A 26,997-nucleotide genomic window follows, 5' to 3' on the forward strand; every position below is an offset into this window, starting at 1 on the left:
GTGAGAACACGCGGGTGTTCGTGCTGGATGAGTTCTTGCAGCCGGTGCCTGTCGGTGTGACGGGTGAGCTGTATGTCGCGGGCGCCGGTCTGGCCCGCGGCTACGCCGACCGACCCGCTCTGACGGCCGAACGGTTCGTGGCCTCCCCGTACGTGGATCTCAGCGATCCGTCCGGCTCGGTCGGCGTGCGGATGTATCGGACCGGTGACCTGGCCAAGTGGACGCCACAGGGTGAGCTGGTCTTCGCCGGCCGTGCGGATGCGCAGGTGAAGATCCGTGGTTTCCGTGTCGAGCCCGCCGAGATCGAGGCGGTGCTCACCGCGCACGAGTCGGTCGGCCAGGCCGTGGTGATCGCCCGTGAGGACCGGCCGGGAGAGAAGCGCCTGGTCGCCTACATCGTCCCGGCCGCCGAAGGTGCAGTCGACACCGCTGCTCTGCGGGACTACGTGGCGGGCAAGCTGCCGGACTACATGGTCCCGGCCGCCGTCGTGTCCATGGAGGCCCTGCCGGTGACCGCGAACGGCAAGCTCGACCGCGGGAGGCTGCCGGCCCCCGACTTCGCAGGGCAGGCTTCCGGGCAGGCTCCGGCCACCCCGGCCGAGGCGGTGCTGTGCGGGCTGTTCGCGGGCGTGCTCGGCGTGGAGAGGGTCGGACGCGAGGACTCGTTCTTCGACCTGGGTGGCGACTCCCTGCTGGCCATGCGGCTGATCGACCGGATCAGGACCGTACTGGACAGTGAGGTGGGCATCCGCGATCTGTTCACCGGGCCGACCCCGGCCGCCGTCGCCGCCGCCCTGAACAACGTCTCCGACGTGGGCGACTTCGACCCGGTGCTGCCCTTCCGCACCGGGGGCGACAGGCCTCCGCTGTTCTGCGTCCATCCGGGTCAGGGACTGAGCTGGCGCTATGCGGCGCTCACCCGGCACCTCCCGGCGGAGTACCCGGTCTACGGTCTGCAGTCGCGCGGCCTGAAGGGCGAACCGGACCTGCCGGAGTCCATCGCGGAGATGGTCGCTGACTACTTCGAGCGAATGCGCGAAGTTCAGCCCACCGGTCCGTACCACCTGCTCGGCTGGTCCTTCGGAGGTGCGGTCGCCCAGGCGCTGGCGACGCACATCCGGAGCAAGGGTGAGCAGGTCGCCCTGTTGGTGAGCCTGGACGGTTATCCGCACCACAGCGGCGACGCGGCGGCCGGCCGCGCCGTCGGTGCCGGTGCCGGTGCCGCGCCGGGGGAGGGACCGATGGTGCGCATCGAGGACGGCGTCGAGGTGCCCGCCGACATCGGTGGGGGCGAGGAGGGGGCGGCTGCCACCGACGAGGCGCTGGCGGACGTCCACCGGGTCAAGGCCAACAACGAGCGTCTCATGCGGGAGTTCACCCCGGACGTCTTCGACGGCGACCTGCTCCTCTTCGTCGCAGCGGTGGGTCGGCCGGCCTTCTCCCCGGCGTCCGGGGCGCCGGACATCTGGCGCCCGTACACCGCGGGCAGTGTGGAGAGCCATGAGCTCGACACCGACCATCACGGGATCATGGATGCGGGTCCGCTGGCCGAGATCGCCCGTGTCATCGCCGAGAAGTACTGAGCGCGGGGGACGAGAAGAGGATGCCGGTCTCCAGGATCAACGGGATCGATCTGAGTTACGACGAATACGGGTCCGGCGAGCCGGTGCTGCTGATCGCGGGCACCGGCGCGCCCGGCCGGATCTGGCGCACCCATCAGGTGCCGGCGCTCACCGCGGCGGGTTTCCGGGTGATCACCGTCGACAACCGGGGTGTGGCGCCGAGCGATCTGTGTGAGGAGGGCTTCACCCTCGCGGACATGGTGGCCGACACGGCGGGCCTGGTGGAGTTCCTGGGGGCCGGGCCCTGCCGGGTGGTGGGCTTCTCCATGGGGGCGATCCTCGTGCAGGAACTCCTGCTCGTCCGCCCCGACCTCGTGCGCCAGGCGGTCCTGATGGCGACGCGGGGGCGCAGCGACACCCTGAGCAGGGCCATGACGGAGGCGGAGCTGGAGGTGCTCGACAGCAAGGCCGGGCTGCCTCCCCGGTATGAGGCACTGGTCCGGGTGATGCAGGGCTTCTCGCCGCGCACGCTGAGGGACGAGGCGACCGTCCGGGACTGGCTGGACATCTTCGAGATGTCGCCGCTGAGTTCGTCGGTGAGCCGGTCGCAGCTGGAAATCGACATACTGCCCGACCGGCTGTCGAGCTACCGAAACATCGGTGCCGACTGCATGGTGCTGGCTTTCGCCGACGATCTGTTGACACCGCCGCATCTGTGCCGCGAGGTGGCGGACAGCATTCCGGGCAGTACGTACCGGGAAATTCCCGGATGCGGGCACTACGGATTCATCGAACGGCCCGCCGAAGTCAACTCGGCTCTTGCCGAGTTCTTCCGCGGCATTCGGAACTGACGGTGGGGATTTCCACGCGTCACGACACGGGAGAGACAAGAATGGAATTCGCAAAGACCCGCCGGTGCTTCGGCATGCTCGGCGTGGCGATGGCCGTGCTTTCCTTGACAGTGGTCGCCGAGCCGATGGCCGCGGCGGCGCAGCCTGCGGCGGTGCGGCACACGCACGGGCGGGAAGCCGCGGTCCCGGTGGTCGCCGCCACGGTCCCGGTGGGCACGGCCCCGGCGTCGGTCGCGGTGAATCCCGTGACGAACCAGGTGTACGTGGCCAACTCCCATTCCGCTTCGGTGTCGGTCATCGACGGCCGGACCAACACGGTGACGGACACCCTGCCCGTCGAGGGCATTCCGGCGGGGATCGCGGTGAACCCGGTGACCAACCGCATCTATGTCACCAGTGTCTTCGCAGGGAAGATCCTGGTCTTCAGCGGACGCACCCACGCCCTGCTGGACACGATCGATGTGGGCGGCGCCCCGACGGGCATCGCCGTGAACCCGGTCACCCGCAGGCTCTACGTCACCGACCAGGGCCCGGACGGCCACAGTGTCTCCCTGGTCGATGCCCGCACGAACGAGGTGCGCGCGAGAATCCCGGTCGGCAAGGCGCCCGGCGCGGTGGCGGTCGACCCGCGCACCGATGTCGCCTACGTCGCCAACGCCGGCGACGGCACCGTCTCGGTGATCGACGGCCGGAGCGGCACCGTCACCGGCACGGTGACGGTGGGCGGGGTCCTGCCCGGGATCACGGTGAACCCGCTGACCAAGTCCGTCTATGTCACCAACGGCACCACCAACACGGTCGCGGTGATCAGCGAACGCACCCGTGAGGTGGTGCGTTCGGTGCCCGTCGGCGCCTTCCCGGCGCAGATCGCGGCCGATCCGCTGACCGACACCGTGTACGCGGCCAGCGGCGCCGACAGCGGGGTGACGGTGATCGACGGCCGGACCGCCACGGTGAGGGCGAAGGTGACCACCGGCCAGATACCATTCGGTGTCGCGGTCAACCCGCTCACCGACACCGTTTACGTCTCCAACCAGTTGGACAACACGGTGTCGGTGGTCACTCGGGCCGGGCGGTAGACGCAAGGTCCTGTCCGGACCTACTGCAGCACGGCCTTCTCCTCGGACATCCGTCTGCGCCCCTGGGGAGAAGGCGCCGGCAGCTGGAGTGTGACGACGAGTCCGCCGGTCGACCTGGGGTGCGCCTGGACGGTGCCTTCGTGGGCGTTCATGACGGCCCGTACGATCGACAGTCCGAGCCCGGCTCCCTTGGCGGAGCCGACCCGGTCGGCCCGCAGCCGACGGAACGGCTCGAAGATCCACTCGGCCTGTTCCGGGGAGACTTCCGGGCCGGTGTTCTCGACCTGGAGATAGGTCCAGCCGGCGGACTCACGCGTCCAGATCCAGAGCTGTCCGTTCATGACGTTGTACTTGACGGCGTTCTCGATCAGATTGACCACGCAGCGCTCGAGCAGCACCGGGTCGCCGACGGCCCGTGCGGGGTGGAGAACATGATGGAGCGTCACACCCGCCCGCCGGGCGGGCTCGGCGAGCTGATCCACGGCGTGCGATGCCAGGGCGGACAGGTCGACGGGGGACCGGTCCTGCAGCTCGCGTTCCGACTTCGCCAGCAGGAGCAGACCGTCGAGCAACCGCTCCTGGCGGCCGATGGTGGCCAGCAGCTTGTGCCCCAGGGTCTTCACCGCATCGGGCACCCCGCCCGGCTTGGCCAGGGCCACGTCGATCATGGTGCGGTTTATCGCCAGCGGAGTGCGCAGTTCGTGCGAGGCGTTGGCGATGAACCGGCGCTGCGCGTTGAAGACCCGGTCGAGCCGTTCGAGGAGGCTGTCGAAGGTGTCCGCGAGCTCCTTGATCTCGTCGCGCGGCCCGGTCAGGCCGATCCGCTCGTTCAGGGTGCTCTCCGACAGCCTCCGGGCGGTGGCGGTCATCTGCTGCAGGGGCCGCAGCATCCACCCCGACACCAGATAGCCGAGCAGCAGCGACAGGACGACCAGGGCCAGCAACGTGAGCACCGCGGCCTGCACCGTCTGGTCCAGGACCGCCTTCTGCTGCCTGGCGATCTGCTCGGCCATGTCGTTCTGGGAGGTGATCGTTGTCGATCCGGGGACCATTTCCTGGGGCGGCTTGGTGACCACCACCTTGAACTCGGTGCTCACGGCACGGGCGGTGACCGCGTAGGTGGCTGCCTCCAGGATGATGCCCGTGACCAGGAACAGCGCTCCGTAGACGACGGTGAGCCGGGTCCTCAGGCTCATGTGCATGCTCTTCACAGCCGGTATCCCACGCCGGTGACGGTCTCGATGACACGCGGTTCACCGAGCTTCTTGCGCAGTGCAACCATGGCCACCCGCACCACATTGCTGAAGGGGTCGATGTTCTCGTCCCATGCCCTGTCGAGGAGTTCCTCGACGCTCACCACTCGTCCGTCGGCCCGCATCAGCTCCTCCAGCAACGTGAACTCCTTCTTCGTGAGGACGACCGGCCGGCCGTCGCGCTCGACGGTGCGGCGCTGCGGGTCGAGCCGGATCCCCGCGCGTTCCAGGACGGGTGGCAGCGGCGGGGCCGAGCGGCGGGCCAGCGCCCGGATGCGGGCCACCAGCTCATCGAACACGAACGGTTTGGCCAGGTAGTCGTCGGCGCCGAGCGAGAGGCCGTCGATCTTGTCGGTCACGTCGTCGGCCGCGGTGAGCATGATGATCCGGCTGCTGCTGCGCTTGGCCACCAGCTGACGGCACACCTCGTCGCCGTGCACCTCGGGCAGGTCGCGATCCAGGACGATCACGTCGTAGTCCGTGTAGCTGGTGCGGTACAGGGCCTCCGCCCCGTCATAGACGGTGTCCACGGCGATGGCCTGGTCCCGCAGTCCCTCGGTGATGGTTTCCGCAAGGATTTCCTCGTCCTCGACGACAAGCACGCGCATGTTTCTCCCCCGGAGTCACTGTCCGACCGATGGTTGCGCAAAGGATGTTAGGTTCCAATAAGGTGGTTCCAAAGGGTATTTGAGGATTCTGAAATCCCCGTTCACCGGTCGAAGAGCGCACGGAACACGTTCCGTGCGCCTCCCGTGGCCCGCGACGTCAGATCCATGCGCGTGCTCCATGCCTCGTACCCGTCCCACCGTTTTCAGAAGGAGTCCCGTGTTGCTGGCCGCTCCTGTACAACCGATCCCCTCCCATGCGCTCCTGGTCTTCCTTCTCCAGGTCGGCCTCCTGCTTCTCTTAGCGATTCTTCTCGGCCGTCTGGCGGCGAAATTCGGCCTGCCGGCGATCGTCGGCGAGCTGAGCGCGGGCGTGATCCTCGGGCCCTCGCTCTTCGGCCTGCTCGCGCCGGCCGCCTCCGGATGGCTGCTGCCGTCCCTGCCGGAGCAGGCACATCTGCTCGACGCCGTCGGCCAGGTCGCCGTACTGCTGCTCGTCGGGCTCACCGGCATCGACATGGACCTGCGCATGGTGCGCCGCCGCAAAGCCACCGCACTGCGGGTGAGCCTGTCCGGGCTGATCATTCCGTTGGCCCTCGGCATCGGACTGGGCTATCCGCTCGCGCGCCTGCTGGGCACCGGAAAGGCCGACACGCATGTGTTCGCACTGTTCATCGGAGTGGCCATGTGCGTCAGCGCGATACCGGTCATCGCCAAGACGCTGATGGACATGAACCTGATGCACCGCAACGTGGGCCAGCTGACCCTCGCCGCCGGAATGATCGACGACGCCTTCGGCTGGGTCATGCTGTCGATCGTCTCCGCGATGGCCGCCGGCGGGTTCGGTGCCGGAATGGTCGTCACGTCCCTCCTGTCCCTGGTGCTCGTCGTCGTGATCGCCTTGGTGGCCGGACGGCCGCTCGTCCGGCTGGTACTGCGGGCAAGCGAGGGATCCGAGCAGCAGACGGTCGCGGCGACCGCCGCGATGATCCTGCTCGCCGCGGCCGGCACCCACGCCCTCGGACTGGAAGCGGTCTTCGGCGCGTTCCTCTGCGGCATGGTCATCGGCTCCAGCAGTGACATCGCGCGGGCCCGCACCCGTTCCCTGCGCACGGTCGTCCTGGGCTTCCTGGCCCCGGTCTTCTTCGCCACCGCCGGCCTGCGCATCGACCTGACGGCGCTGGCCGAACCCGCGGTGCTCGCCGCGGCCCTGCTCGTGCTAGCCGTCGCCGTCCTCGGCAAGTTCGCGGGCGCCTACCTCGGCGCACGGCTGAGCCGGCTCACCCGCTGGGAGGCCCTGGCGCTCGGCGCCGGCATGAACGCGCGCGGAGTCATCGAGGTGATCGTGGCGATGGTCGGTCTGCGGCTCGGCATCCTCGACACACGCACCTACACGATCATCGTGCTGGTCGCCGTGGCGACCTCCGTCATGGCACCCCCGCTGTTGCGCATCGCCATGAATCGGGTCGAGTGCACCACAGAGGAGGACCTGCGGCTGCTGCAGGCACGGGCGGAAGCGGCCGCGAACGGCTGAACGCACCGAGGACGAGGCCTCCGGCGGCCGTCCGATCGCGTCGGTCGGCCGCCGGAGGCCTCTCCCGGCGACGGCAGGGGGGACGCCGCCGGGGGGTACCGCGGTCAGGCGGTGGCGAGGGCCACCGTGGGAGAGAGCCGGGCCGCCCGCATCGCCGGATAGATGCCGGCGATGGTGCCGATGGCCAGTGTCGCGCCGATGGCTCCGCCGAAGGCCCACGGCGGTACGACCGGCGGCCAGTCCCGGTAGAGCGCGAACACGATCGTGGCGCCCGAACCCAGGACCGCTCCGACGACGCCGCCGAGCAGTGACAGCAGTAGCGACTCGACGAGGAACTGGGTGCGCACTTGCCCGCGGGTGGCGCCGAGCGAGCGGCGCAGGCCAATCTCGCGGCGTCGTTCCAGGACCGAGATCACCATGGTGTTGGCGACCCCCACGCCGCCGACGAGCAGCGCCACCGCGCCGAGTCCGAGCAGAAGACTGGTGAAGGTGCCGGCGGCGGCGGCCTTGGCCGCAAGCGCGTCGGAGGGCCGACTGACCTTCACCTCTTCGGGGTTCTCGGGGCTGACGGTGCGGGGCAGGACGTCGCGGACGTCTTCCACCGAGGCGTCGGTGGAGCGTTCGTAGATCATCGTGGGATGGGCGTCGAAGTCCAGGTACTTCTCGGCGGCGTCCCAGCCGACCAGGGCCGAGCGGTCGATCTCCGGTGCCAGCGGCAGCGTCTGAAGAATCCCCACCACGGTGAACCAGCGGTTGGCTATCCACACCTGGTCGCCCACGTGGGACAGGCCGAGCCGCTTGGCCGCCTCCGAACCCAGCACCACGGCCGGGTACTTGGCGGTGGAGGCGTTCAGCCAGGCGCCCGTGCTGACCGACCCGTCGAGCGTCTTGAGCAGCTCGGGGGTCGTGGCCTGGACTGAGATGCCCTGCGTGACTTCCTTGGGGATCAGGTTGTTGCGCCGGACCGTGGCGTCGGTCTTTCCCGTCGCCGATGCGGTCGTGACCGGACCGATGCGCTTGGTCATCGCGACCGATGTCTCGGGCAGCTTGGCGTCCTCACCGTAGATGGTCTGGCCCGGCTGCACCGTCAGCATGTTGGTGCCCAGCGAGTCCAGCTGGCGCAGCAACTGCTCCTTGCTGGACGAGGAGATACCGATGACGGCCACCATGGTGGCGATCCCGATGGCGATGCCCAGGGCGGACAGTACGACCCTCGTCGGCCGTGACCGCAGCCCGGACAGGCCCACCCGGAAGACGTCACTGGGTGCGAGCCGGGCCGGCGACAGCCGCGAAGGCTGCTTCGGCTGTCTGGTCCCGACGGACGCGGCCGTGTCCGTGCCGCTCATGCCGACAACTCCTTCCATGCCGCGGTCAGATTGCGTCCGCTGCCTGCGCCGCCGTCCGTGACGATGTGACCGTCCCGTACCCGGACCTGGCGGGGCGCCCACTGCGCGATGTCCTGGTCGTGCGTGATGATCGCGATGGTGGTGCCGCTGCGGTGCAGGTCCATCAGCACGCCCAGTACCTCCGAGCCGGCCGCGGTGTCGAGGTTTCCGGTCGGCTCGTCGGCGAGCAGCAGGTCGGGTTCCCCGGCCACCGCCCTGGCGACCGCCACCCGTTGGCGTTCACCGCCGGAGAGCTGGTCCGGGCGGTGCCCGAGGCGGTGGCTCAGGCCGACCCGTTCCAGGGCGGTACGTGCGAGCTTGCGCCGCTTCGACAGGGAGACACCGCCGTAGAGGAGTCCGTCGGCCACGTTGTCGAGGGCGCTGACACCGTCGGCGAGATGGAAGGACTGGAACACGAATCCGATGTGCCGGGCGCGCAGCGTGGACAGCTCGCGGTCCGACAGTTCGGCGACGTCGTACCCGGCGATCTCCACGCGGCCGGTGGACGGGCGGTCCAGGGTGCCGATCAGGTTGAGCAGGGTGCTCTTGCCCGAGCCGGACGGCCCGACGATGGCGGTCAGTTCGCCCGGCTCGATCACGAGGTCCACCCCGCGCAGTGCCTTGACGCCGCCCGGATACGCCTTGGTCACGCCGGTCAGCTCGACGATGTTCATGAGCTGGGCACCTCGACCTTCGTTCCTTCGCCGATGCCGGAGCCGGAGACCTCGACCCGCCCGCCGCCGTAGGTGCCGGTCTTCACGGGCACGATGTGCTTCTGCGTGCCCTTGACGACCTCCACTCCGAAGCCGCCCTCTCGCAGCGCGAGCAGCGCCTCGATCGGTACGGACAGCACGGCCTTGGCGCGCTCGCTCTCCAGCTTGACGGTGACCGGTGCCTGGTCGATGCTGCCGCTTTCCTTGGCGGAGAGCTTGATGTCGACGTCGATGGTCGACTTGCCCTCCTCCTTGCCGGCCTTGGCCACCTTCCCCACCGAGGTGATCTTGCCCTTGACCTCTTTGCCGTCGGGCAGGATGACGCCGACCGCGGCGCCCTCTTTGGCCATGTTCTGCTTGGCGGCGTCCAGGTCGACGTGGACGGTCGGCTCGGTACCGGTCACCGTCAGCGCCTTTGCGCCGGCGCCGGCCCTGCCGCCCTTCTCCACGCCCACCTCGCTGACCCGCAGCGGCCCGGACTCGAACACCACCTGGGCGGCGTCGATGGAGCCCGTCTCCGCCAGTCCCAGGTCCTCCTGCCACTCCTTGACGGCCTTGGCGGTCGCGGAGGTGAACTCCTTGTCGACCGTCAGGTAGTCGCCGTAGCCGAGGGCCTTGAGGTTGCGCTCCAGCGCCTTCACGTCGGCGCCTTCGACGCCCTCCTTCAAGGTCCGGTAGAGCGGCAGGGACCCGTACATGAGGGTCACCGGCTTGTCGTCGACCTTTAACAGCGGCTTGCCGCGGGTGATGGTGGTGCCCTCGGACGGGACCCAGGTGACCACCCCGTTCGCGGTCGCCGGGATCGTCCGCTCGCCGACGTAGGTCAGCTTGCCGTCGACGGACTCGGTCTCGACGACGTCTCCCCGGGTGACCGCTGCCGTCGCGATGGCCGTCTCCTCGGCCTTGCCCGCCGACGGATCGTCCTTCGTCAGGGTCAGCGCGGTGGTTGCCGCGCCGGCCACGATGACGACCAGCACGGCCGCCATCAGGAACGCGCGCTTGCCCTTGCGCCGTGCCCCGGGCTCGTCCGGCCCGGAGTCGGCGGCGCCGTTCGGGGAGGACTCACGGATGGTGTCCGGCGCGCTCACGAGGGTCCCATCTGCATCGAACCGGGCAGGTACTTCTGGCACTTCTTCTGCGCCGCCTGGGCCTTCGCCTGGGAGCCCTGGGGAACCTGCATCTTCAGGCCCTCGCCGGGCTTCGGGTCGGGGATGTCGACGCCGTTCTCGCGCATGCACTGCGCGAACTTGACCATCTGGTCATGTGCCTTGCTGTCGTTCGCGTCGGCGTCACCGGGCGCGGCGTTCTGCATGTACTTCCGGCACTTCTTCGCCGCCTCCTCCAGCGTGTTCTTGCCGGGGCCGCCGCTGCCGGTGACCCGGAGCGGCTGGCCCGGATCGGGGTCCTTGACGTCGACGCCGTTCTCGCGCATGCACTGGGCGTACTTCAGCTGCGCCTCCCGGGCGTCCGCCGACTTGCTGGGCTGGGCGGTCGCGGCGGACTTGCCCTTGTCGGCGCTGGCGACGCCGCCGTCGTCGCCGCTGCTGCTGCACGCGGTCAGCGTCAGCGCGAACGGGATGACCGCCAGCACGGCCATGTCGCGGATCCTCACGGTCCCACCTCCTCACCGGGGCTCCCTGCCTCGGCGAAGTCCATTGGAGCGGTGACCTGATTAGGCTGGGATTAACCGGCCGTGACCTGCGAAAACCGCTCGGACGGGAGGGAGTGGCCCGTCAATTCGGCGGCTGTCGAGCCTGTCTTCGAGGAGCACGTCGAGGGCGTACGGCGCTCGATCGACGCGTCCGCCGGGGTGCCGGGAGCTTGGTACGACGCCCCGCTCCTCCACTTCACCGACCCCTACTCGGTCATCGGCCCGTACGACGACTACCCGTGCCGACCGGCAGCCGGGAGCTCTTCCCCGGCTGGGTCGAGGGCCGCGACGACAACGGCCACCGCGTCAGCAGCCAGGGCAAGGTGACCGACGGCCGGCTGGATACCGGCGACCTCGGCCACTTCGACGAGGACGGCTTTCTCCACCTCACCGGGCGCTCTCGCACCCCGCGGTCACCGGCGCCCAGGCCGTCGGACAGCCGGACCGGCGAGTCGGCGAGGTGCCGGTGGCATACGTGACCCTCGCACACGGCGCGGTCGGTGAGGACGACCTCCGCGCCTGGGCAGCCGCGCCCATGTCGGCGAGGCGGCCGCCGCTCCCAGGGCCGTCCGTGTCCTCGACGCGCTCCCGGTCACCGGGGTCGGGCAGCCGTACAAGCTCGCGCTGCCCGCCGATGCCACGCTTCGCGTGCTGACCGAGGCCCTGGGCGACATCGAGGATGTCACTGAGGCGAGCACGGATGCCGAGTACGGGACGGTGACGGTCGCTGTGAGGCTCGGTGCCCAGGCAGCGCCCGGCACCACGGCAGAAGGAGAGCGCAGGGTCGGCAACTTCGCCGTGTCCTGCCGCATCGTGACCGGAACCAGATCGACCGCATCCGCGGAGCCCACAACCGAACCCTGCGAATCGGGCAGTAGGTCTATAACGACGCAAATATTTTCAAATTCTCCCTCCCTGTCCCCAGAAGTGGGCCATTGGGCCCCAGTCCCCGACGGTTCTGGGACTGTTCGGCCCTATCCCGCCCCTGCACCCCTCCGACGATCATGAGGCGGCGGCCGGGAGGGCCCCGGTACCCACCCGCGCTGTGGCGCTTCCCGGCTCGCCTCTACATGACAAGAGGAGGGCATCGTCCGGTGGGCGAGATGCAGGAACAGCAGTTGGAGACCGTGCGGCCGACGGCCGCGGCGGTCTCCACGGCCGGAGTCACGTCCGGGGGTACGGAGCAGACGGCCGGCGGGCGGTCGACGTGGACGGAGTGGCTGACGACCACCGACCACAAGAAGATCGGGACGATGTACCTGGTGACCGCCTTCGCGTTCTTCATCGTCGGCGGTGTGATGGCCCTGCTGATGCGCGCCGAGCTGGCCCGCCCCGGTATGCAGGTCCTGACGAACGAGCAGTTCAACCAGGCGTTCACCATGCACGGCTCGATCATGCTGCTGATGTTCGCGATGCCGCTGTTCACCGGCTTCGCGAACTGGATCATGCCGCTCCAGATCGGTGCCCCGGACGTCGCCTTCCCGCGCCTGAACATGCTCGCGTACTGGCTCTTCCTGTTCGGCTCGTCGATCGCGGCGTTCGGCTTCCTCACCCCCGGCGGAGCGGCCGACTTCGGATGGTTCCTGTACGCGCCGCTGTCGGACGCGGTGCACTCGCCGGGCCTCGGCGCGGACCTGTGGATCATGGGTGTCGCGCTGTCCGGGTTCGGATCGATCGCCGGTGCGGTCAACTTCATCACCACGATCATCTGCATGCGGGCACCCGGCATGACGATGTTCCGGATGCCGATCTTCGTGTGGAACGTGCTGCTGACCGCGCTGCTGATCCTGATCGTGTTCCCGGTGCTGGCCGCGGCGCTGTTCGTGCTTGAGTGCGACCGCAAGTTCGGCAGTCACGTCTTCGACGCGGCCAATGGCGGGGCGCTGTTGTGGCAGCACTTGTTCTGGTTCTTCGGCCATCCAGAGGTGTACATCCTGGCGTTGCCGTTCTTCGGCATCGTCTCCGAGGTCATCCCGGTCTTCTCCCGCAAGCCGATGTTCGGCTACCTGGGCCTGATCGCGGCGACGATCGCGATCGCGGGTCTCTCGGTGACGGTCTGGGCCCACCACATGTACGTCACCGGCGGTGTGCTGCTGCCGTTCTTCTCCTTCATGACCTTCCTGATAGCCGTGCCGACCGGGGTGAAGTTCTTCAACTGGATCGGCACCATGTGGAAGGGCAGTCTGTCGTTCGAGACGCCGATGCTGTGGACCACGGGCTTCCTGATCACATTCGTCTTCGGCGGCCTGACGGGCGTGATCCTGGCGTCACCGCCGATGGACTTCCACCTCTCCGACTCGTACTTCGTCGTCGCTCACTTCCACTACACGGTCTTCGGTACGGTCGTGTACGCGATGTTCGCCGGATTCCACTTCTGGTGGCCCAAGTTCACCGGCAAGATGCTCGACGAACGACTCGGCAAGATCACCTTCTGGACGCTCACCGTCGGCTTCCACCTCACGTTCCTGGTCCAGCACTGGCTCGGCGCCGAAGGCATGCCCCGTCGCTACGCCGACTACCTGGCCGCCGACGGCTTCACCGCCCTCAACACGCTCTCCACCATCGGTGCGTTCCTGCTGGGCCTGTCGATCCTGCCGTTCTTCTACAACGTCTGGAAGACCGCCAAGTACGGCAAGCCGGTCGACGTCGACGACCCGTGGGGCTACGGCCGCTCGCTGGAATGGGCGACGTCCTGCCCGCCGCCGCGCCACAACTTCGTCCAACTTCCGCAGATTCGCAGCGAGTCCCCGGCGTTCGACCTGCACCACCCGGAGATCGCCGCTCTCGACGCGGCGAGGTAGGCCATGCCCCAAGCCGTCCTTGCCATGGGATTCGCAGTCACCACCGCGTCCGGCTGTGTCTGGTACGTACCGGCCCTCGCGGACCTGCGCGCCGGCGCCGACCGGCCCCTCTCCCGGCGCAGTGCCGCTGCGGCCTGCCTCATCGGCTGGGGCACAGCAGGATGCGTCGCGCTGCTGCTTCTCGTCGCCGAAGGATGGTGGATTCCTTCCGCCGTGGCCGCGGTGGGCATCGCGGTCACGGCGGGCCTTCGGGTACGCGCGGCCGTGCAACGGCGGCGGGAGCGGCACGAGGTCGCACGGCAATGGACGGAGCTTCGTCACGATCAGCCGCCGCCCGACCCCGGTCGCGGCCGAAGGGCCGTTGCCGTCCTCATCGGCTGCGGCCCGGCGGCGGCTTCGGTCCCCGTCGGCCTCTGGGCGATCGCAAGCCCCGGGGCCGGCATGGGCTGGTGGGCGATCGCTGCCGTCCCCTCCACGATTGGTCTGTCCCTCGTCATCGCGGTCACGTACATGCACGTGATCCGGCGGCCTACTGTGACGTCACCAACCCTCAGTGGGAGGGACCGCCGGTCACCGCGACGATGACGTCACCGCCCCTGCGGGTGCCGGCTGCCCTTCTTCTCACTGGCGGCTGATGGTCCGGGTCATGCCGGCGACGACCGTGGTGGCAAGGATCCAGCCGGCAATGACGAGGGCGTAGGAGAGCGTCTGGTACCAGCCGTCCGGAGCGAAGGCGCCCTCCTGCCCGAAGGAGATCACGGGGAGCAGCAGGTCGAGGGTGTAGAACACCGGGTTGAAGTGCGGGGCCTCGGACGCCTTGAGGGGACGGGGATGATGCAGGCCGTAGGCAACCGAGCCGATCGTCAGCAGGGACAGCAGCCACGCGCCTGCGAGGAGGGGGCGGTAACCGTAGCCGACGGTTGCTTCCTGGAGGTGGCCCCAGGCACGGGCGTACCAGGGAAGGGTGCTGCGGTGCCTGCGTAACTTGGCGAGTTGGACGACACGGGCACCGTGGTCGTCGCCGACGCGGCGGTACGCGGCCGTCAACTGCTCATACGCATGGGGGAGATAGCCATCGCCGTCCCTGCGCAGCATGGGCAGGCGGCGCTCGGCGGGCTCGTGCGGGGACAGCACGCTGTAGCTGAGGTTGTTGAGCAGCACCTCGCCCGGTACGACCTCCGGTTCGAAACTGAGCTTGTCGATCCGGGAACGGCGCAGATGGAGGGTCCCCTCGATGGGCCGACTCCGGTGGAGCCAGAGCTCCCCGATACTGCAGCTGCTGGCTCGCAGGGCAGTGTCCCCCGGGTTGGACAGGTGACTACGAGCCAGATCCAGTCGGCCTGCGATCCGCGCGCCGCGCAGATCGACCTTGCCGCGGGCGTGCAGGGATCGGGCAAGAACGTCGGCTTTCACCCCGAGCGACTGGGCGCGGAGGGCGATGCCGCCGGGGTTGCTGAGCTCGGCGCCTTCGAGACTGACCAGACCCCCGACTTCCGCGCCGTTGAGCCGTGCCTCTCCCCGCACCCGCAAGCGCGGTGCCCACAGGTCGAGGCCGATGACGGTCTGGTGGAGCTGGAGGGTGGGCAGCTGCGCATCGGCAGCGGTCAGCTCGGCCCCGTCCAGGCAGAGGGCACCCGCGATCTGCGATCCGCCCAGCCTCACCGTGCCGCGTATCCGGCAGTCCGTCATCCGCAGCGGACCGTCGATGCGGGCGTTGTTGACCCGGATGGCGGGCAGCACGGAGCTGCTGAGATTGAGTTGCCGCAGTCGGCATCCGTAGAGATCGGGAGCCGCTTCGAAGTAGCAGTGGCTCAGCCGGACGGGCTGGTCGATCACCCCGTACGCGAGATTCAGTGTCCCGGTGACACGGGCGCCCCTGAGCCTGAGCGCGGCGATCCGACCGTCCTCCTGCGGCGCACTCAGCAGCAGCGCCTTCAGCACCGAGGCACGGATCGTCCGCTGCGGCCCCCAGTCCGCCCCGTCGGCGGGATCTTCGTCCTCCGCCGCACGGAAGTCCACCGTCTCACCGCGGGAATACGCCCTCCGCACCTGCTCCTCGGCGGGCGTCAAGTCGTCGAAGTCCATCAGCCGTGACTTTCAACTGACCTGCTGTGCTTGTCAACTCACTTTGTGTGTAGACCAATTGACCGCCAGGTTGGCCTGCAGCGGGCTGTCATCCGCATGTGTACGACGCCGAAGGCAGTAACCGGCGATCCGGGACGGCCGCTCTGACCGCGAGACCCTGGTAGGCACAGGCGGGCCCCCGCCCGCACCGCTCGCCGGACAGGTCGGCCCGCGGGACAATGAGCAGGTGTCGTGGTGCCCGGTGTGGCCCACCGCTGCGCGGGCTTCGGCAAGTCCAGCCGCCGCGCGTCCAGCCCCGTGCCCGCGGCCCCATGCGCCTACGTGAGCGGCTTCCGCTCCGCGCGGGTGCGCTGAGGGGCATGAGAAAGGGAGCGGTCATTCATGGACATGAAGTTCGAGGTCGTGGTGATTCCGGTCGCCGACGTCGACCGGGCCAAGGACTTCTATCAGGCGCTGGGATGGCGTCTCGATGCCGATTTCCCCGGCGAGGACGGCTTCCGGGTCGTGCAGTTCACCCCGCCCGGCTCGGAGGCGTCCGTCATCTTCGGCAAGGGCGTCACCGCAGCGGATCCCGGTTCCTTGCAGAACCTGTATCTCGTCGTCGCCGATATCGACGCGGCCCGTGCCGAACTCGTCGACCGCGGAGCCGATGTGTCCGAGGTGTTCCATGACGCCGGCGGGGTCTTCCATCACAGCGGTAGCGACAAGCGCGTACCCGGCCGCGCGCCGGCGCCGGGCGACTACGGCTCGTTCGCCACGTTCAGTGACCCGGACGGCAACACCTGGTTCCTGCAGGAGGTCAAGACCCGGGCACCCGGGCGATGACCGGGCCCACCTGCCACGGCTGAGCAGATACGGCGGAGGACATGCTGATGGAGGCGATGACGGTCGATGTCCTGCTGGACGTACTCAAGCGAGCCGCGGCCGCGCACGGCGTCCATGAGGAGCAGCTCGGTAGACCCGACCCCGACTGGCCGCAGTGGTACGCCGCGCACATGGCGCGCACCCTCGAGGAGGAGGGGTACCGGCTCGTCCGCGCGGCCGAGGCCGACTGACGCGCTCGGCGCACCGTACCGGCCCCGCTGACCTGGTACGGCACTCCTTTCGGTGGCGGAACGCCGACATCGGGGCGATCGTGGACGGGACGTATGTCTACGCGGCGGCTTCGTTACGCGCAAGGCAGTCACGGCATGAAACGCGCACGGTTCGGCACGGCCGGCTCACGGGCCGTCGCACCGCGCGGCACGACAGAGGTCCCGCAGAGCACGGGCCGGCGAGCGGCACCGCCTGCGGGGGACGCCGGAGGAGCTAGATGAGTGCAGCCGTGGACCCCGACCGGACCGAATGGGACGTGATCGTTCTGGGCGGCGCCGCCGCCGGGGAGAACGCCGCCCAGTACTCCACGCAGTTCTCGGGCCTGGACGCGGTTCTGGTCGAGGCGGAGCTTGTCGGCGGTGAGTGTTCGTACTGGGCGTGCATGCCCAGCAAGGCGCTGCTGCGGCCGGGCGAGATGCTGGAGAACTCCCGGCACGTGCCGGGAGTGGCCTCCCTGGTGGCTCGACGAGGGCTGGACGTGTCCGCGGTCCTGGCCCGCCGGGACCGGGTGGTCAACGGGCTCGACGACACCTCGCAGGTCCAGTGGGCCCTGAACACCGGCATCGATGTGGTCCGCGGCTACGGACGGCTCGACGGTGAGCGCACCCTGCGGGTCACCGCTGCCGATGGCGGCGCACGCACCCTGACCGCCCGGCACGCCGTGGTGATCGACACGGGCTCGTGCACGACGGTGCCACCCGTCCCCGGCCTGGCCGACGCCAGGGCGTGGACCTCGCGCGACGTCACCAATCTGCATGAGGTGCCGCGCAGCGTGGTGATCCTGGGCGGTGGAGTGGTCGCCTGCGAGTCCGCCACCTGGCTGCAGTCCCTCGGTGTCGAGGTGACCGTCGTCCACCGCGGTACGGGCCTGCTGCGCCGCGTCGAGCCCTTCGCCGGCCGGATGGTCGCGGACCGGCTGCGGGAGGCCGGGGTGAAGCTGGTCCCGGGCAGGACGGTCAACTCGGTGTCCCGGAAGGACCCGCGGGACACGGGAGTCGGCATGGTGCACGGCGGACCGGTCACCGTGGTGCTCGACGACAACGGCGAGACCACGGCGGACGAACTGGTGCTCGCCACCGGGCGCACCCCCAACACCCAGGACATCGGCCTGTCGACCGTCGGCCTGCCCGACGGCGGCTTTCTCACCGTCGACGACGAACAGGCAGTACAGGGCGTGGACGGGCAGTGGCTCTACGCCATCGGCGACGTCTGTGGGCGCGCACTGCTCACGCATATGGGCAAGTACCAGGCGCGGATCGCCGGCGAGGTGATCGCCGCGCGCGCCCTGGGACGCCCGCTCGCCGACCCGCTGTCCACCGCGGACGGTCATCGCGGCAGTCCGCAAGTGACGTTCACCGAACCGGAGGTGGGTTCGGCAGGGCTGACCGAGCAGCAGGCCCGCGCGGCGGGCCTCGACATCCAGACCGTCGAGTACGACATGGCCGGCCTCGCCGGCACCTACGTGATGCGCGAAGACTATGTCGGCCGCGCCAAACTGGTCGTCGACCGGGCCACGGACACCATCGTGGGGGCGACCTTCGTGGGGTCCGGCATCGCGGACCTCGTGCACTCCGCGACGGTGGCCATCGTGGCGCGCGTACCGCTGTCCGTGTTGTGGCACGTCGTCCCGAGCTATCCGACGGCCGCCGAGGTCTGGCTGCGCCTGCTGGAGGGACTGCGCGCCCAGCGCCACGCCGGGTCGTGACGGTCGGCCCACGGCAACCGAGCGCCACCGCGCTGCCCGCCCTCGGCCAGGCCGGGCAGCGCGACAGGCACCGCTAGGTCCTGTCGTCAGATGGGGACCCCCACTCGCCGCACCGGGCACAGCCCCAAGTACATCCAGTACGAGGGCCTGCGCCCGGCACGCCGAGAGCACGTTCCCCCGAGCCCTCGGCTTCGCTCGAGCAGGGGGGACCCCCATGACGCCTCCGGGCCCGCCCTCCGGGCGGACGACGGGGATCTGACGACGGGACCTGGGCGATGGGGAGTTCCTTGCCGATGCGGTCGAGCATGAACGCCGAGGACTCGTGGGAGCGTTCCTCCCAGGCGAAGACGCGCGCGTCGGCGGTGTCAGTCGAGGCAGTCGGCGACCAGCAGGGCGAACTCGTCGGGTGTGGCGAGGCGGATACCAAGGTCTTCGGCCTTGGCACGCTTGGAACCGGCGTTTTCGCCGGCGACCACCAGGGTGGTCTTCTTGGAGACGCTGGAGGACGAACGGCCACCTGCCCGTTCGATGAGTTCATTCACCTGGTTGCGGCTCAACTGCTCCAGCGGCCCGGTCATCGCGCCGGTGACCACGACTGTCATCCCGGCGAGCGGACCGGCGGCGGGGGCGTCGGTCGTGGCACCGCTGATCTCCGTTTCGGCGTCGGCGCTGGGCGGGGGAGTGGCGCCGGGTTCGGTCATGTTCACCCCGGCCGCGGTGAGTTTGTCGATCAGCGGGGCGAGTTCGGCCAGTTCCGCGACGATCGACGGTGCCTTCTCGGTACCGATGCCCTCGACCTGCTGCAGCGCCTCGGCGTCGGCGGTGCGGATGTTGTCCATGGTGGCGAAGTACCGGGCGATGCGTCGCGACATGGACCGGCCCGTGCCGCGGACGCCGAGTGCGCACAGCACCCGGGCCAGCGGCCGCGTCCTGGCGGTGGCCAGGACGGCCAGCAGATTGTCGGTGCTGGTCTCGCCCATGCGATCCAGCGCGAGGAGCTGGTCGCGGGTAAGGGTGAAGAGGTCGGCGAGATCACTGACCAGGCCGGCCTCGACGAGCTGCACGATGCGGGTGGTGCCAAGGCCCTCGATGTCAAGCTGGTCGCGGCCCACGGCGTAGGAGAGGGAAGCGACGAGGTGGCAGTTGCGGCCCTGCTCGCAGCGCCAGCGTTCCTGGCTGGTGTCGATCACCGATCCACAGCGCGGACATGCCTCGGGGAACGCGATCGGCTGCTCGGCGCCGGTGCGCAGGTGGGCTACAGGGGCTTCGACGCGGGGAATGACGTCGCCGGCGCGGTGGACCATGACGTGGTCGCCCAGGCGCAGATCACGGCGCGTGATGTCGGCCGGGTTGTGGAGGGTCGCGTAGGTGATGGTGGAGCCGTCGATCTCCACCGGTTCCAGGACGGCGCGCGGGGCGATGATGCCGGTGCGGCCCACGTTCCACTCCACCTCGAGCAGCCGGGTGATCTTCTCGACGGCGGGCAGCTTGTAGGCGATCGCCCAGCGCGGGGCCCGCGAACCGTTCCCGGCGGCCTGCTGATCGGCGGCCAGGTCCGCCTTGATGACGATGCCGTCGATACCGAACGGCAGTTGGGCGCGCAGGGCGGCGATCTCCTGCACGCGGGCCAGCACCTCGTCGGTGGTGCCGGCCGTGGTGCCGGGTACCGCGGTGCCGGCGGTGGTGTGCACACCGAGCGTGGCGGCCAGGGTCATGAGCTCACTGTGGGCGAGGCCGCCCAGCCGTGCGGCCAGGGCGGCGTCGGTCTCGGGCAGCGGCAGCAGGCCGTAGCCGAAGAACGTCATCGCCACCGGGTAGGCGCGGTCCTTGGCGCGCAGCGTGCCCGCTGCCGCGTTGCGGGCGTTGGCGAACGGCTGCCCGCCGTGCGCGGTGCGCGCCGTGTTGGCCTCCTCGAACTGCGCACCGGTCATGAGGACTTCGCCCCGCACCTCCACGCTGACCGGTTCGGACAGGGTGGCCGGCAGCCCCTCGATGGTGCCTATCGCGTGCGAGACGTCTTCACCGGCCGTCCCGTCGCCACGGGTGATCAGCCGGGTCAGCCGGCCATCGGTGTAACGGGCCGCGACAGCAAGTCCGTCGAGCTTCGGCTCGACGCTGAATCGTTCCGCCTCGTGGCCGATCCGGCGCGCAAGTGAAGCCGCCCAGGCGGCGAACTGCTCCGACGAGAACACATTGTCCAGGCTCAGCATCGCCACCGTGTGGAGCACATCGCCCTCGGCCGCACCGCCGGCGACCTTCCCGGTCGGCGAGTCGGGCAGCACCTGGTCGGGATGCCCGGCCTCCCAGGCGGCGATGCCTCGCACGAGTCTGTCGTAGGCGTCGTCGTCCATGGGCGAGGTACCGCCCGCATAGTAGGCGGCAGCGGCCTTCACCGCGTCCTCGACCGCCTGCGCGTAGGCGGAGGCATCAGCGATCTGCGCAATCGGTGTCGTCATGCCGTTCATCCTGCCTGCCACCACTGACAACGCCCCCCAAGGAACTCACCACGTCCCTCTTCCCCACCACTTGGGAGGCAGGGGGTCCGCCGGGGCCGAGGTCGGCTGATCCGGGTGCAGTCCGAGCCGCCGCAGGGCATCCGCGCGAATGCGGACGACGAACGTGCCGTACCAGTGCCCGTCGGGCCGCTTTCCGCACATGTGGTCGATCCGCACGTCCGGCCCGGCAAAGGGCCACCAGTCGATGCCCCGGTCCCGCAGTCAATCCGCCACAAGCCGTCCCGGCCGCGGGCAGCCGGGGATGTTCTCGTAGCTGGACAAGATGACCCACTCGGAAGGGTGTTCGGACATGTGTGCATCATGCTGCACGGCCATGGCGGGGGGACAGGGAATTACGCGGAGCCGCCGGGCAGCGCGAAGACCGCGCAGGTCGTGGTCCCGTGCGCAAACAGCTTGCCGTCGGCCGCGCCGACGACCCGGGCCTCTGCGGTCGCCGTCGTGCGGCCGACATGGACGACCCTGCCCTCGCAGCGCAGCGTCGGGGTGGTGGCGAACACCGGTCTGACCAGGTTCACACCGAGCTGGACCGTGGTGTACGCGCGGCCGGCCGGCAGTGCGGTCAGTACGGCGGTGCCGAGGGCGGAGTCGAGGAGGGTGGCCATGAAGCCTCCGTGGACCGTGCCCATCGGGTTGAAGAGGTGTTCTCCGGGGTCGCCCTCGAAGACGGCCCCGCCCTCCTCGACCTCCACCAGCCGGAAACCGAGCGTCCCGCAGATCGGAGCTTCCGGCAGACGGCCGTCCAGGCTCATGCGAGCCAGTTCGATGCCCGTGTGGTCACCGGCGGCCGCGTAACCCTTCGGGGGTTCCCAGGAGTGCGTACGCGAGCGGGTCCCGGCCGGGGGTACGGCTTCGGAGTGTGCGTCGCCGGAGGTGCTGCGGTTTCGGGTGGTGGACTGCGCCATGGTGCTTCCGTTCCTCGATCGGGCGTGGGAGTCGTGGTCAGGTGCCGGATGCCGGGGCGGCAGCGCGGTTCGTGCGCTGCCGCACCGGCATCCGCGGCTCAGGGAAGCTTGACCGCCAGGAGGTCGACGGGACGGATGTCCGGTGCCTCGCTGAGCATGGTCCGGGCGGCGTCCATCAGGGCGGCGGCGATCTTGCCCTGGAGGTGTCCCTGGCGTCCCCCTTCGTCATCGAAGGTGTCGAAGACTCCGAAGGTGGTGGCGCCCTGCCGGAACGCGAACCAGGTGACGGTGTGGTCTTCCTGCTGCGCGAGCTGCAGTGCGTCGCGCAGCAGGGCCTCGACCGTGTCGGCGTACTCGGGCTTGGCCTCGATCCGCGCCAGCAGTCCGAGCTTCGTCATGGTGCACTCCCGTGGTCGTGGTGTGGTCTTCGTGGAAGGTGTGCGGTGCCGGTACCGGGCACCGTCTCGCATCCGGACACCGAAGAATCTAGGTCGCTCGCGCCGCCCCACCCAGTGTCGGAAACGACGCAGTCGATATCGTTTCCGTCATGGACATAGCTGTGCTGGCATACGACGGCGTCTTCGACTCCGGGCTCGCCGCCCTCCTGGACGTGCTGGACGGGGCGAACGCCATGCGGGACGAACTGCCCGAACCTCCGCCCGCCTGGAAGGTCACCACGATCGGCTTTCGCAGGCGGATCCGTACGGGCGCCGGGCACACGGTCGAGACCGCCCCCGTCAGCGCGGCTCAGGACGCGGATCTGCTGCTCGTGCCCGCGCTGGCCGAGCGGCGGCCCGATGCCTTGATCGCCCATGTCTCGGGTCCGGTGTCCGCGCCCGTACGGAGCCTCGTGGCCGCAACACGTGAACGCGGCACACCCATCGCCTCCGCCTGCACGGGCACCTTTTTGCTGGCCGAGTCGGGAGTCCTCGACGGCCGACGTGCCACGACGAGCTGGTGGCTGGCACCGTACTTCCGCAAGCGCTACCCGGCGGTGACGGTCGACGAGACCCGTATGGTCACCGCGTCCGAGGGCGTGACCACCGCGGGTGCGGCCTTCGGGCACGTCGACCTGGCGCTCGCGATCGTGCGGATGAGCAGTCCGGTACTGGCCGACCTGGTCGCCCGCTATCTGGTGGTCGACGAGCGCCCGTCCCAGGCGGCCTACACCATCTCCGCGGCACTGGCGCAGACCGATCCGACGCTGGCGGCCTTCGAACGGTGGGCCCGCGTGAACCTCGACCAGCCGATCTCGATCGCCGCAGGGGCGCGGGCCATCGGGGTCAGCGAGCGCACACTGCAGCGGGCCGTTCGCCGCACGCTGGGCACCTCACCCGTCGGTTTCGTCCAGGATCTGCGCGTCGAGCGGGCCTCTCATCTGCTCCGGACCACGGGTCTGCCCTTGGAGATCATCGCCCGCAAGGTCGGCTACGAGCACGCAAACACGCTCCGCATCCTGCTGCGCGAACGCACGGGTCAGACGGCGAGCGCCCTGCGCGGGCGATGAACCGGGTGCGGGCGGCGTGACTCCGGGGCTGGTCCGCCGCTGCGACCTCCGTCAGCGCACGCCGTCCCACAGCGTCCGGAGATCCCTGCGTGGGTCATGGATCACCGCCGGTGAGGCGCCGAAGTGGTGCACGGTGCGGCTCGGTTCACGGTATTCGGGCCGGCCGGGATCGCCGATGGTGGCGAAGGAGACCCACGCGGCGTGCATGCCGTCGGTGAGCGGCTGCGGCGGGGTGCCCCGAGCAGCGGCGCGAAGGACGGGTCGGTCAGGTTGTCGAAGACGAACGGGACATCGAGCGCATGGCAAGCGCCGAGCGAACCTTGGATGGCGGGGGAAGGCCAGGTGAACTCGTGGACGAAGGCGCGGGCACCGCAGCGGGCCCGGGCTTCGGCCAGACGCAGCGCGGCGGCGGGCCGCGACGACCTCCGGGCCGATGCCGTCCCGGCAGCGCGGAGACTCTCGGTGGCCGTGCGCGCAAAGCTGTCGTACGCGCGCATGGAGCCCTCATACGCTTCGAAGCGCCGCTGGCGAAGCCAATGAGCGTGCTCGGCGGTGGCCTGGTCACGCACCTGCTGCTGTGCGGCCCGCGCGGTTCGCTCCGCCCCGGCGAGTCGGAGGGAAGCCCCCGGCACCCATATGCCATGCCCCGGCCCTGTCCTCATGGCGCGTCGGGAAGGAGTGGCTCAGCGTGGAGGGTAGAGGCGCCGCCCGGGCGCGGCGGGCAAGGACCACAGAAGAGGTGAGACACATGGACACTGATGCCTCGAGGCAGCGTGTCGTCGTGGGCGTCGACGGGTCGCCGTCCTCGAACGACGCGCTGCGGTGGGCCGTCCGCTACGCCGGCCTCATCGGTGCCGACGTCGACGTCGTGTCCGCGTGGGACCTGCCGGGTGGGCGTGTGTGGATGGCACCGGCCATCGACGCCACCCTCGACGAGGAGAACGCCCGGCAGGCGTTCGTCCAGGAGCTGAGGGACGTGCTCGGAGAAGAGGCCGCCGGCGCCGTCAGGACGCACCTGGTGCAGGGCAACGCCGTCGACGTGCTGCTCAGGGCGGCCGAGGGCGCCGAGGTCCTGGTCGTGGGCAGCCATGGGCGGGGCGGCTTCGCCCGGGCCCTGCTCGGCTCCGTCAGCCAGCATGTCGCGCAGCACGCGAACTGCCCCGTTGTGATCATCCGCGAGGGAGTCTCGTGACGTGGACGTGGACGTGGACGTGTACGTGGACGTCGCCGTGGACGTCGCCGTGGATGTGGTGTGGCCGACTTTCGCGGTTTTTCACGGTGACGGCGAGCTGACAGTCGCCCTCCCGGCAGAGGGTTCCGTCAGTGCGGCGGGGTGCTGCACATGGCACGTTGGATACAGCGGCACTGTGCGGAAAGGGCGGCGGTCATGCGAGCTCACCTCGGCGATCTCCTCGTCATAGAAAGTCCGACGACCGGCGCCGCCCGGCGCGACGGCGAGATCGTCGGACTCCACCACGAGGACGGAACGCCTCCCTACGACGTGCGCTGGTCGGACACCGATGAGGTGGCCCTCGTGTTTCCGGGGCCCGACGCGCGCATCCGGCACGTCGAGTACGAGTCCGGACGCGTCGCTGGGTCCGGGCGGGCAGCGGACGAGGCAGCCCTGTCCGGCGCCGCCCGGCCGGGGCGGGGACCCAACCCCGGGGACATCGGACGACGGGTGGCCGCCGAACGCAGGCGGCAGCGGATGAGCCGGACGGAAGCGGCCCGCCGCGCCGCGATGGCGCCCGACTACCTGGCCTACCTGGAGGAACACCCGGCCGACCCGACCCTGGCCACCCTGATCCGCCTGGCCGCCGCGCTGGGCACCAGCGTCGAAGCCCTGCGCGGGGGCGGTATGGATCTTCCTCCGGGCCAGGGCATGGCGCTTGTGCACCCTCAGCTGCTGCAGCTCAGCCCAGACGAGTGCCGCGCCCGGCTTTCCACGCACGGCATCGGACGGATCGCGGTGACGACACCCGACGGTCCGGCGGTGGTCCCCGTCAACTACAGGGTCGTCGACGACGCGATCGTCTTTCGGACGGCGCCCGACTCAGTGCCCGCGGCGGCCGTGGGGAACGAGGTCGCCTTCGAGGTCGACCATGTGGATGACGCCCTGAGCCAGGGCTGGAGCGTGCTCGTCGTCGGCCCGGCCCAGGTGGTCACGGAGCCCGGCATCGTGCGTCGGCTGAACGAGAGCGCCCACACCGATTCATGGGCCGGCGGGCGACGCGACATGTGGGTGTCGATCGAGCCGACGCGGCTCACCGGCCGTCGTATCGGTACCGCCGGTATGTGAGCCGCGGCGCCTCACAGCCTGCGCAGCCAGTCGTCGGCCAGGCCGTGCAGGGCCTGCTCGGCGGGCTGGAGCCGGGTGTCGTCGAGTCGGTAGGTCAGATGGTCGACGACGTCCACGACTCCGTCGATGCGGCGTGTCATGCCGACCGCGATGGGGATGTCGCTGCGCCGCTCCATCCGGCCGGTGAGGGTGACCACGCCGTTGTGGGCGGTGGCCTCGATGGTGTGCGGGGCGAGCCAGAGCGTGTTGACGAAGACCTCCTGGCGTACGTCGCGCTGGATCTCCTTGTCGCTGCGCAGGAAGACCTGCAGCAGGTCGCGGCGGGTCACGATCCCGACCAGCCGGTCCTCCTCGTCGACGACCGGCAGCCGCTCGATGCGGTGCTCGGTGAGGAGGCGTGCGGCCTCGGTGACGGTGGCGTCGGCGCGCACGGTGATGGCCGGGGTGGACATCGCCCCGCCGGCCGTGCGTGCCCGGCGCTTCGCGGCGCGCTCACGTACGGAGCGGCTGAGCCGGTGTGCCAGGGCGGCGAAGGTGCCGTGGGACTCGGTCGGGCGGGTCTGGTGGAGCATGAGGTCGGTCTCGGAGATGACGCCGATGACCTTGTGATCGTCGTCGATCACCGGGAGCCCGCTGATGCGGTGCTCGCCGAGCAGTCGGACGACTTCCTTGAAGGGCGTGCCGTGGACCGCCGTGACGACGTCGACGGTCATGAGAGCGCCGATCTTCGTGGGCTTCATGGCTGAGCCTCCTTCTGCCGTCAGCCAACGGAGCCTGTACCCACGTGTCCTGGATGACGGTCATCGCGAACTCCCCGCGAAGGGCTTCGTCTTCAGCCTGCGGCGCCGGCCGTCGAGCGCACATGGGCTGAGCGGGCACGGCGGCGGGCCGAGCGGCCCTCAGGACACGTCCCCTCGGCCGTCGAGCCCGGGACGTGGGCCGGATGGTCCCGGGTGAGGCCCTGGCGGCCCCTCCCCGCCCGGTGACTGCGAGACGAGGCTGGTACTGCGAAGCCGGCCCAACACCTGGAGGTGGCATGATGCTTCCGCCCGTCGTCGTAGGGGTGGACGGATCCGCCGAGAGCCTTGCCGCCGCGCAGTGGGCGGCCCGCGAGGCCGTACGCAGCGAACGGTCGCTGCGTCTGGTCCATGCCTGGAACCGGCACCCGCGCCCGCGGGACGGTGAGATCGAGAACGCCGCACAGCGGCACCTCGCACGCCGTGTCCTGCGTCAGGCGGAGGACGCGGCGCGTGCCATGTCTCCCCGGGTTCGGCTGTACGACGAGCTGGTCGAGGGTCCGGCGGTCGAGGTGCTGCGGGAGGCGGCCGAGGCGGCCGAGGGGGCCGAGCTGGTGGTGCTGGGGTCGCGGGGGCTGAGCGGTTTCACGGGGTTCCTGGTGGGTTCGGTGGCGCTGGGGGTGGTGGGGCGGGCGACGCGGCCGGTGGTTCTGGTGC

General features: G+C 69.8%; 26 protein-coding genes. 14 read left to right on the top strand and 12 right to left on the bottom strand.

The annotated features are described in order from the left end of the window. The 3 genes from Q8A52_RS47965 to Q8A52_RS47975 form a co-directional block, all read left to right on the top strand. The coding region (locus tag Q8A52_RS47965; RefSeq protein ID WP_316764958.1) for an alpha/beta fold hydrolase at positions 1-1,583 on the top strand (1,583 nt) is incomplete at its 5' end. A gap of 20 nt (positions 1,584-1,603) precedes the next feature. Continuing rightward, the gene (locus Q8A52_RS47970) at positions 1,604-2,413 is read left to right on the top strand and encodes an alpha/beta fold hydrolase (RefSeq protein WP_316764961.1); all 810 of its coding nucleotides are present in this window, start codon (positions 1,604-1,606) and stop codon (positions 2,411-2,413) included. Positions 2,414-2,454: 41 nt separating this feature from the next. Then, positions 2,455-3,492, top strand: coding sequence for a YncE family protein (locus Q8A52_RS47975; protein WP_316764963.1), 1,038 nt, complete (start codon positions 2,455-2,457; stop codon positions 3,490-3,492). A gap of 20 nt (positions 3,493-3,512) precedes the next feature. Here Q8A52_RS47975 and Q8A52_RS47980 read toward each other — a convergent pair whose 3' ends face one another. Both Q8A52_RS47980 and Q8A52_RS47985 read right to left on the bottom strand, forming a co-directional pair. Beyond that, positions 3,513-4,688, bottom strand: coding sequence for a sensor histidine kinase (locus Q8A52_RS47980; RefSeq protein ID WP_316764965.1), 1,176 nt, complete (start codon positions 4,686-4,688; stop codon positions 3,513-3,515). Between the two features lie 11 nt (positions 4,689-4,699). Further along, positions 4,700-5,353 carry a response regulator transcription factor gene (locus tag Q8A52_RS47985; RefSeq protein ID WP_316764967.1) on the bottom strand — a complete coding sequence of 218 codons (654 nt, stop codon included), beginning with the start codon at positions 5,351-5,353 and terminating at the stop codon, positions 4,700-4,702. Positions 5,354-5,570: 217 nt separating this feature from the next. Here Q8A52_RS47985 and Q8A52_RS47990 point away from each other — a divergent pair, with 217 nt between their 5' ends. Continuing rightward, a complete protein-coding gene (locus Q8A52_RS47990; protein ID WP_316764968.1) occupies positions 5,571-6,884 on the top strand; it encodes a cation:proton antiporter in 1,314 nt (437 codons plus the stop codon). A 104-nt stretch (positions 6,885-6,988) separates the two neighbouring features. Here the strand turns inward: Q8A52_RS47990 and Q8A52_RS47995 are convergent, their stop codons facing one another. The 4 genes from Q8A52_RS47995 to Q8A52_RS48010 are packed head-to-tail and all read right to left on the bottom strand — an operon-like array spanning position 6,989 to position 10,594. Further along, on the bottom strand, positions 6,989-8,230 hold the full coding sequence (locus Q8A52_RS47995; protein WP_316764970.1) for an ABC transporter permease: 1,242 nt from the start codon (positions 8,228-8,230) through the stop codon (positions 6,989-6,991). Then, positions 8,227-8,943, bottom strand: a complete 717-nt coding sequence (locus tag Q8A52_RS48000; protein WP_316764972.1) for an ABC transporter ATP-binding protein — start codon at positions 8,941-8,943, stop codon at positions 8,227-8,229. The genes Q8A52_RS47995 and Q8A52_RS48000 overlap by 4 nt, the downstream gene beginning before the upstream one ends. Continuing rightward, entirely contained in the window at positions 8,940-10,070 is a 1,131-nt protein-coding gene (locus Q8A52_RS48005) for a peptidoglycan-binding domain-containing protein (RefSeq protein WP_316764973.1), read from the bottom strand. Before Q8A52_RS48005 ends, Q8A52_RS48000 begins: the two co-directional genes overlap by 4 nt. Then, positions 10,067-10,594: a hypothetical protein gene (locus tag Q8A52_RS48010; RefSeq protein ID WP_316764975.1), complete on the bottom strand. Its 528-nt coding sequence runs from the start codon at positions 10,592-10,594 to the stop codon at positions 10,067-10,069. The genes Q8A52_RS48005 and Q8A52_RS48010 overlap by 4 nt, the downstream gene beginning before the upstream one ends. A gap of 310 nt (positions 10,595-10,904) precedes the next feature. Here Q8A52_RS48010 and Q8A52_RS48020 point away from each other — a divergent pair, with 310 nt between their 5' ends. The 3 genes from Q8A52_RS48020 (at position 10,905) to Q8A52_RS48030 (ending at position 14,019) form a co-directional block, all read left to right on the top strand. After that, positions 10,905-11,288 carry an AMP-binding enzyme gene (locus tag Q8A52_RS48020; protein WP_316765002.1) on the top strand — a complete coding sequence of 128 codons (384 nt, stop codon included), beginning with the start codon at positions 10,905-10,907 and terminating at the stop codon, positions 11,286-11,288. 448 nt (positions 11,289-11,736) lie between these two features. Further along, entirely contained in the window at positions 11,737-13,434 is a 1,698-nt protein-coding gene (gene ctaD, locus Q8A52_RS48025; protein WP_316765004.1) for an aa3-type cytochrome oxidase subunit I, read from the top strand. A gap of 24 nt (positions 13,435-13,458) precedes the next feature. Continuing rightward, positions 13,459-14,019 carry a hypothetical protein gene (locus Q8A52_RS48030; protein WP_316764977.1) on the top strand — a complete coding sequence of 187 codons (561 nt, stop codon included), beginning with the start codon at positions 13,459-13,461 and terminating at the stop codon, positions 14,017-14,019. 36 nt (positions 14,020-14,055) lie between these two features. Here Q8A52_RS48030 and Q8A52_RS48035 read toward each other — a convergent pair whose 3' ends face one another. Beyond that, positions 14,056-15,519: a membrane-associated oxidoreductase gene (locus Q8A52_RS48035; protein WP_316764979.1), complete on the bottom strand. Its 1,464-nt coding sequence runs from the start codon at positions 15,517-15,519 to the stop codon at positions 14,056-14,058. Between the two features lie 381 nt (positions 15,520-15,900). Between Q8A52_RS48035 and Q8A52_RS48040 the strand changes: the two genes are divergently transcribed. The 3 genes from Q8A52_RS48040 (at position 15,901) to Q8A52_RS48050 (ending at position 18,319) form a co-directional block, all read left to right on the top strand. Continuing rightward, complete coding sequence (locus Q8A52_RS48040) at positions 15,901-16,344, top strand: VOC family protein (protein WP_316764980.1); 444 nt, start codon at positions 15,901-15,903, stop codon at positions 16,342-16,344. Positions 16,345-16,385: 41 nt separating this feature from the next. After that, a complete protein-coding gene (locus tag Q8A52_RS48045) occupies positions 16,386-16,574 on the top strand; it encodes a hypothetical protein (RefSeq protein ID WP_316764982.1) in 189 nt (62 codons plus the stop codon). Between the two features lie 257 nt (positions 16,575-16,831). Further along, complete coding sequence (locus tag Q8A52_RS48050) at positions 16,832-18,319, top strand: dihydrolipoyl dehydrogenase family protein (RefSeq protein WP_316764984.1); 1,488 nt, start codon at positions 16,832-16,834, stop codon at positions 18,317-18,319. Positions 18,320-18,684: 365 nt separating this feature from the next. Here the strand turns inward: Q8A52_RS48050 and ligA are convergent, their stop codons facing one another. The 3 genes from ligA to Q8A52_RS48065 all read right to left on the bottom strand — a co-directional run bounded on the left by ligA (position 18,685) and on the right by Q8A52_RS48065 (position 22,135). Then, the gene (gene ligA / locus Q8A52_RS48055; RefSeq protein WP_316764986.1) at positions 18,685-20,775 is read right to left on the bottom strand and encodes an NAD-dependent DNA ligase LigA; all 2,091 of its coding nucleotides are present in this window, start codon (positions 20,773-20,775) and stop codon (positions 18,685-18,687) included. A 392-nt stretch (positions 20,776-21,167) separates the two neighbouring features. Further along, positions 21,168-21,737, bottom strand: a complete 570-nt coding sequence (locus Q8A52_RS48060) for a PaaI family thioesterase (RefSeq protein ID WP_316764988.1) — start codon at positions 21,735-21,737, stop codon at positions 21,168-21,170. Between the two features lie 98 nt (positions 21,738-21,835). Further along, positions 21,836-22,135, bottom strand: coding sequence for a putative quinol monooxygenase (locus Q8A52_RS48065; RefSeq protein ID WP_316764990.1), 300 nt, complete (start codon positions 22,133-22,135; stop codon positions 21,836-21,838). A 149-nt stretch (positions 22,136-22,284) separates the two neighbouring features. Here Q8A52_RS48065 and Q8A52_RS48070 point away from each other — a divergent pair, with 149 nt between their 5' ends. Then, on the top strand, positions 22,285-23,244 hold the full coding sequence (locus Q8A52_RS48070; protein WP_316764992.1) for a GlxA family transcriptional regulator: 960 nt from the start codon (positions 22,285-22,287) through the stop codon (positions 23,242-23,244). 51 nt (positions 23,245-23,295) lie between these two features. On the opposite strand, the gene Q8A52_RS48075 is transcribed toward Q8A52_RS48070, so the two are convergent. Then, positions 23,296-23,451: a hypothetical protein gene (locus Q8A52_RS48075; protein ID WP_316764994.1), complete on the bottom strand. Its 156-nt coding sequence runs from the start codon at positions 23,449-23,451 to the stop codon at positions 23,296-23,298. Between the two features lie 541 nt (positions 23,452-23,992). On the opposite strand from Q8A52_RS48075, the gene Q8A52_RS48080 reads away from it, so the two are divergent. After that, positions 23,993-24,436 (top strand): universal stress protein, encoded by a 444-nt coding sequence (locus Q8A52_RS48080; RefSeq protein WP_316764996.1) that lies wholly within the window; start codon positions 23,993-23,995, stop codon positions 24,434-24,436. 195 nt (positions 24,437-24,631) lie between these two features. Next, complete coding sequence (locus Q8A52_RS48085; protein ID WP_316764998.1) at positions 24,632-25,543, top strand: pyridoxamine 5'-phosphate oxidase family protein; 912 nt, start codon at positions 24,632-24,634, stop codon at positions 25,541-25,543. 11 nt (positions 25,544-25,554) lie between these two features. Here the strand turns inward: Q8A52_RS48085 and Q8A52_RS48090 are convergent, their stop codons facing one another. Next, complete coding sequence (locus Q8A52_RS48090) at positions 25,555-26,283, bottom strand: CBS domain-containing protein (RefSeq protein ID WP_316764999.1); 729 nt, start codon at positions 26,281-26,283, stop codon at positions 25,555-25,557. Between the two features lie 299 nt (positions 26,284-26,582). On the opposite strand from Q8A52_RS48090, the gene Q8A52_RS48095 reads away from it, so the two are divergent. Beyond that, positions 26,583-26,997 (top strand): universal stress protein (locus tag Q8A52_RS48095; RefSeq protein WP_316765001.1); only part of this gene is annotated, 415 nt, incomplete at its 3' end.

Origin of the sequence: Streptomyces herbicida, assembly GCF_032656585.1 — a bacterium.
Lineage (GTDB): Bacteria > Actinomycetota > Actinomycetes > Streptomycetales > Streptomycetaceae > Streptomyces > Streptomyces herbicida.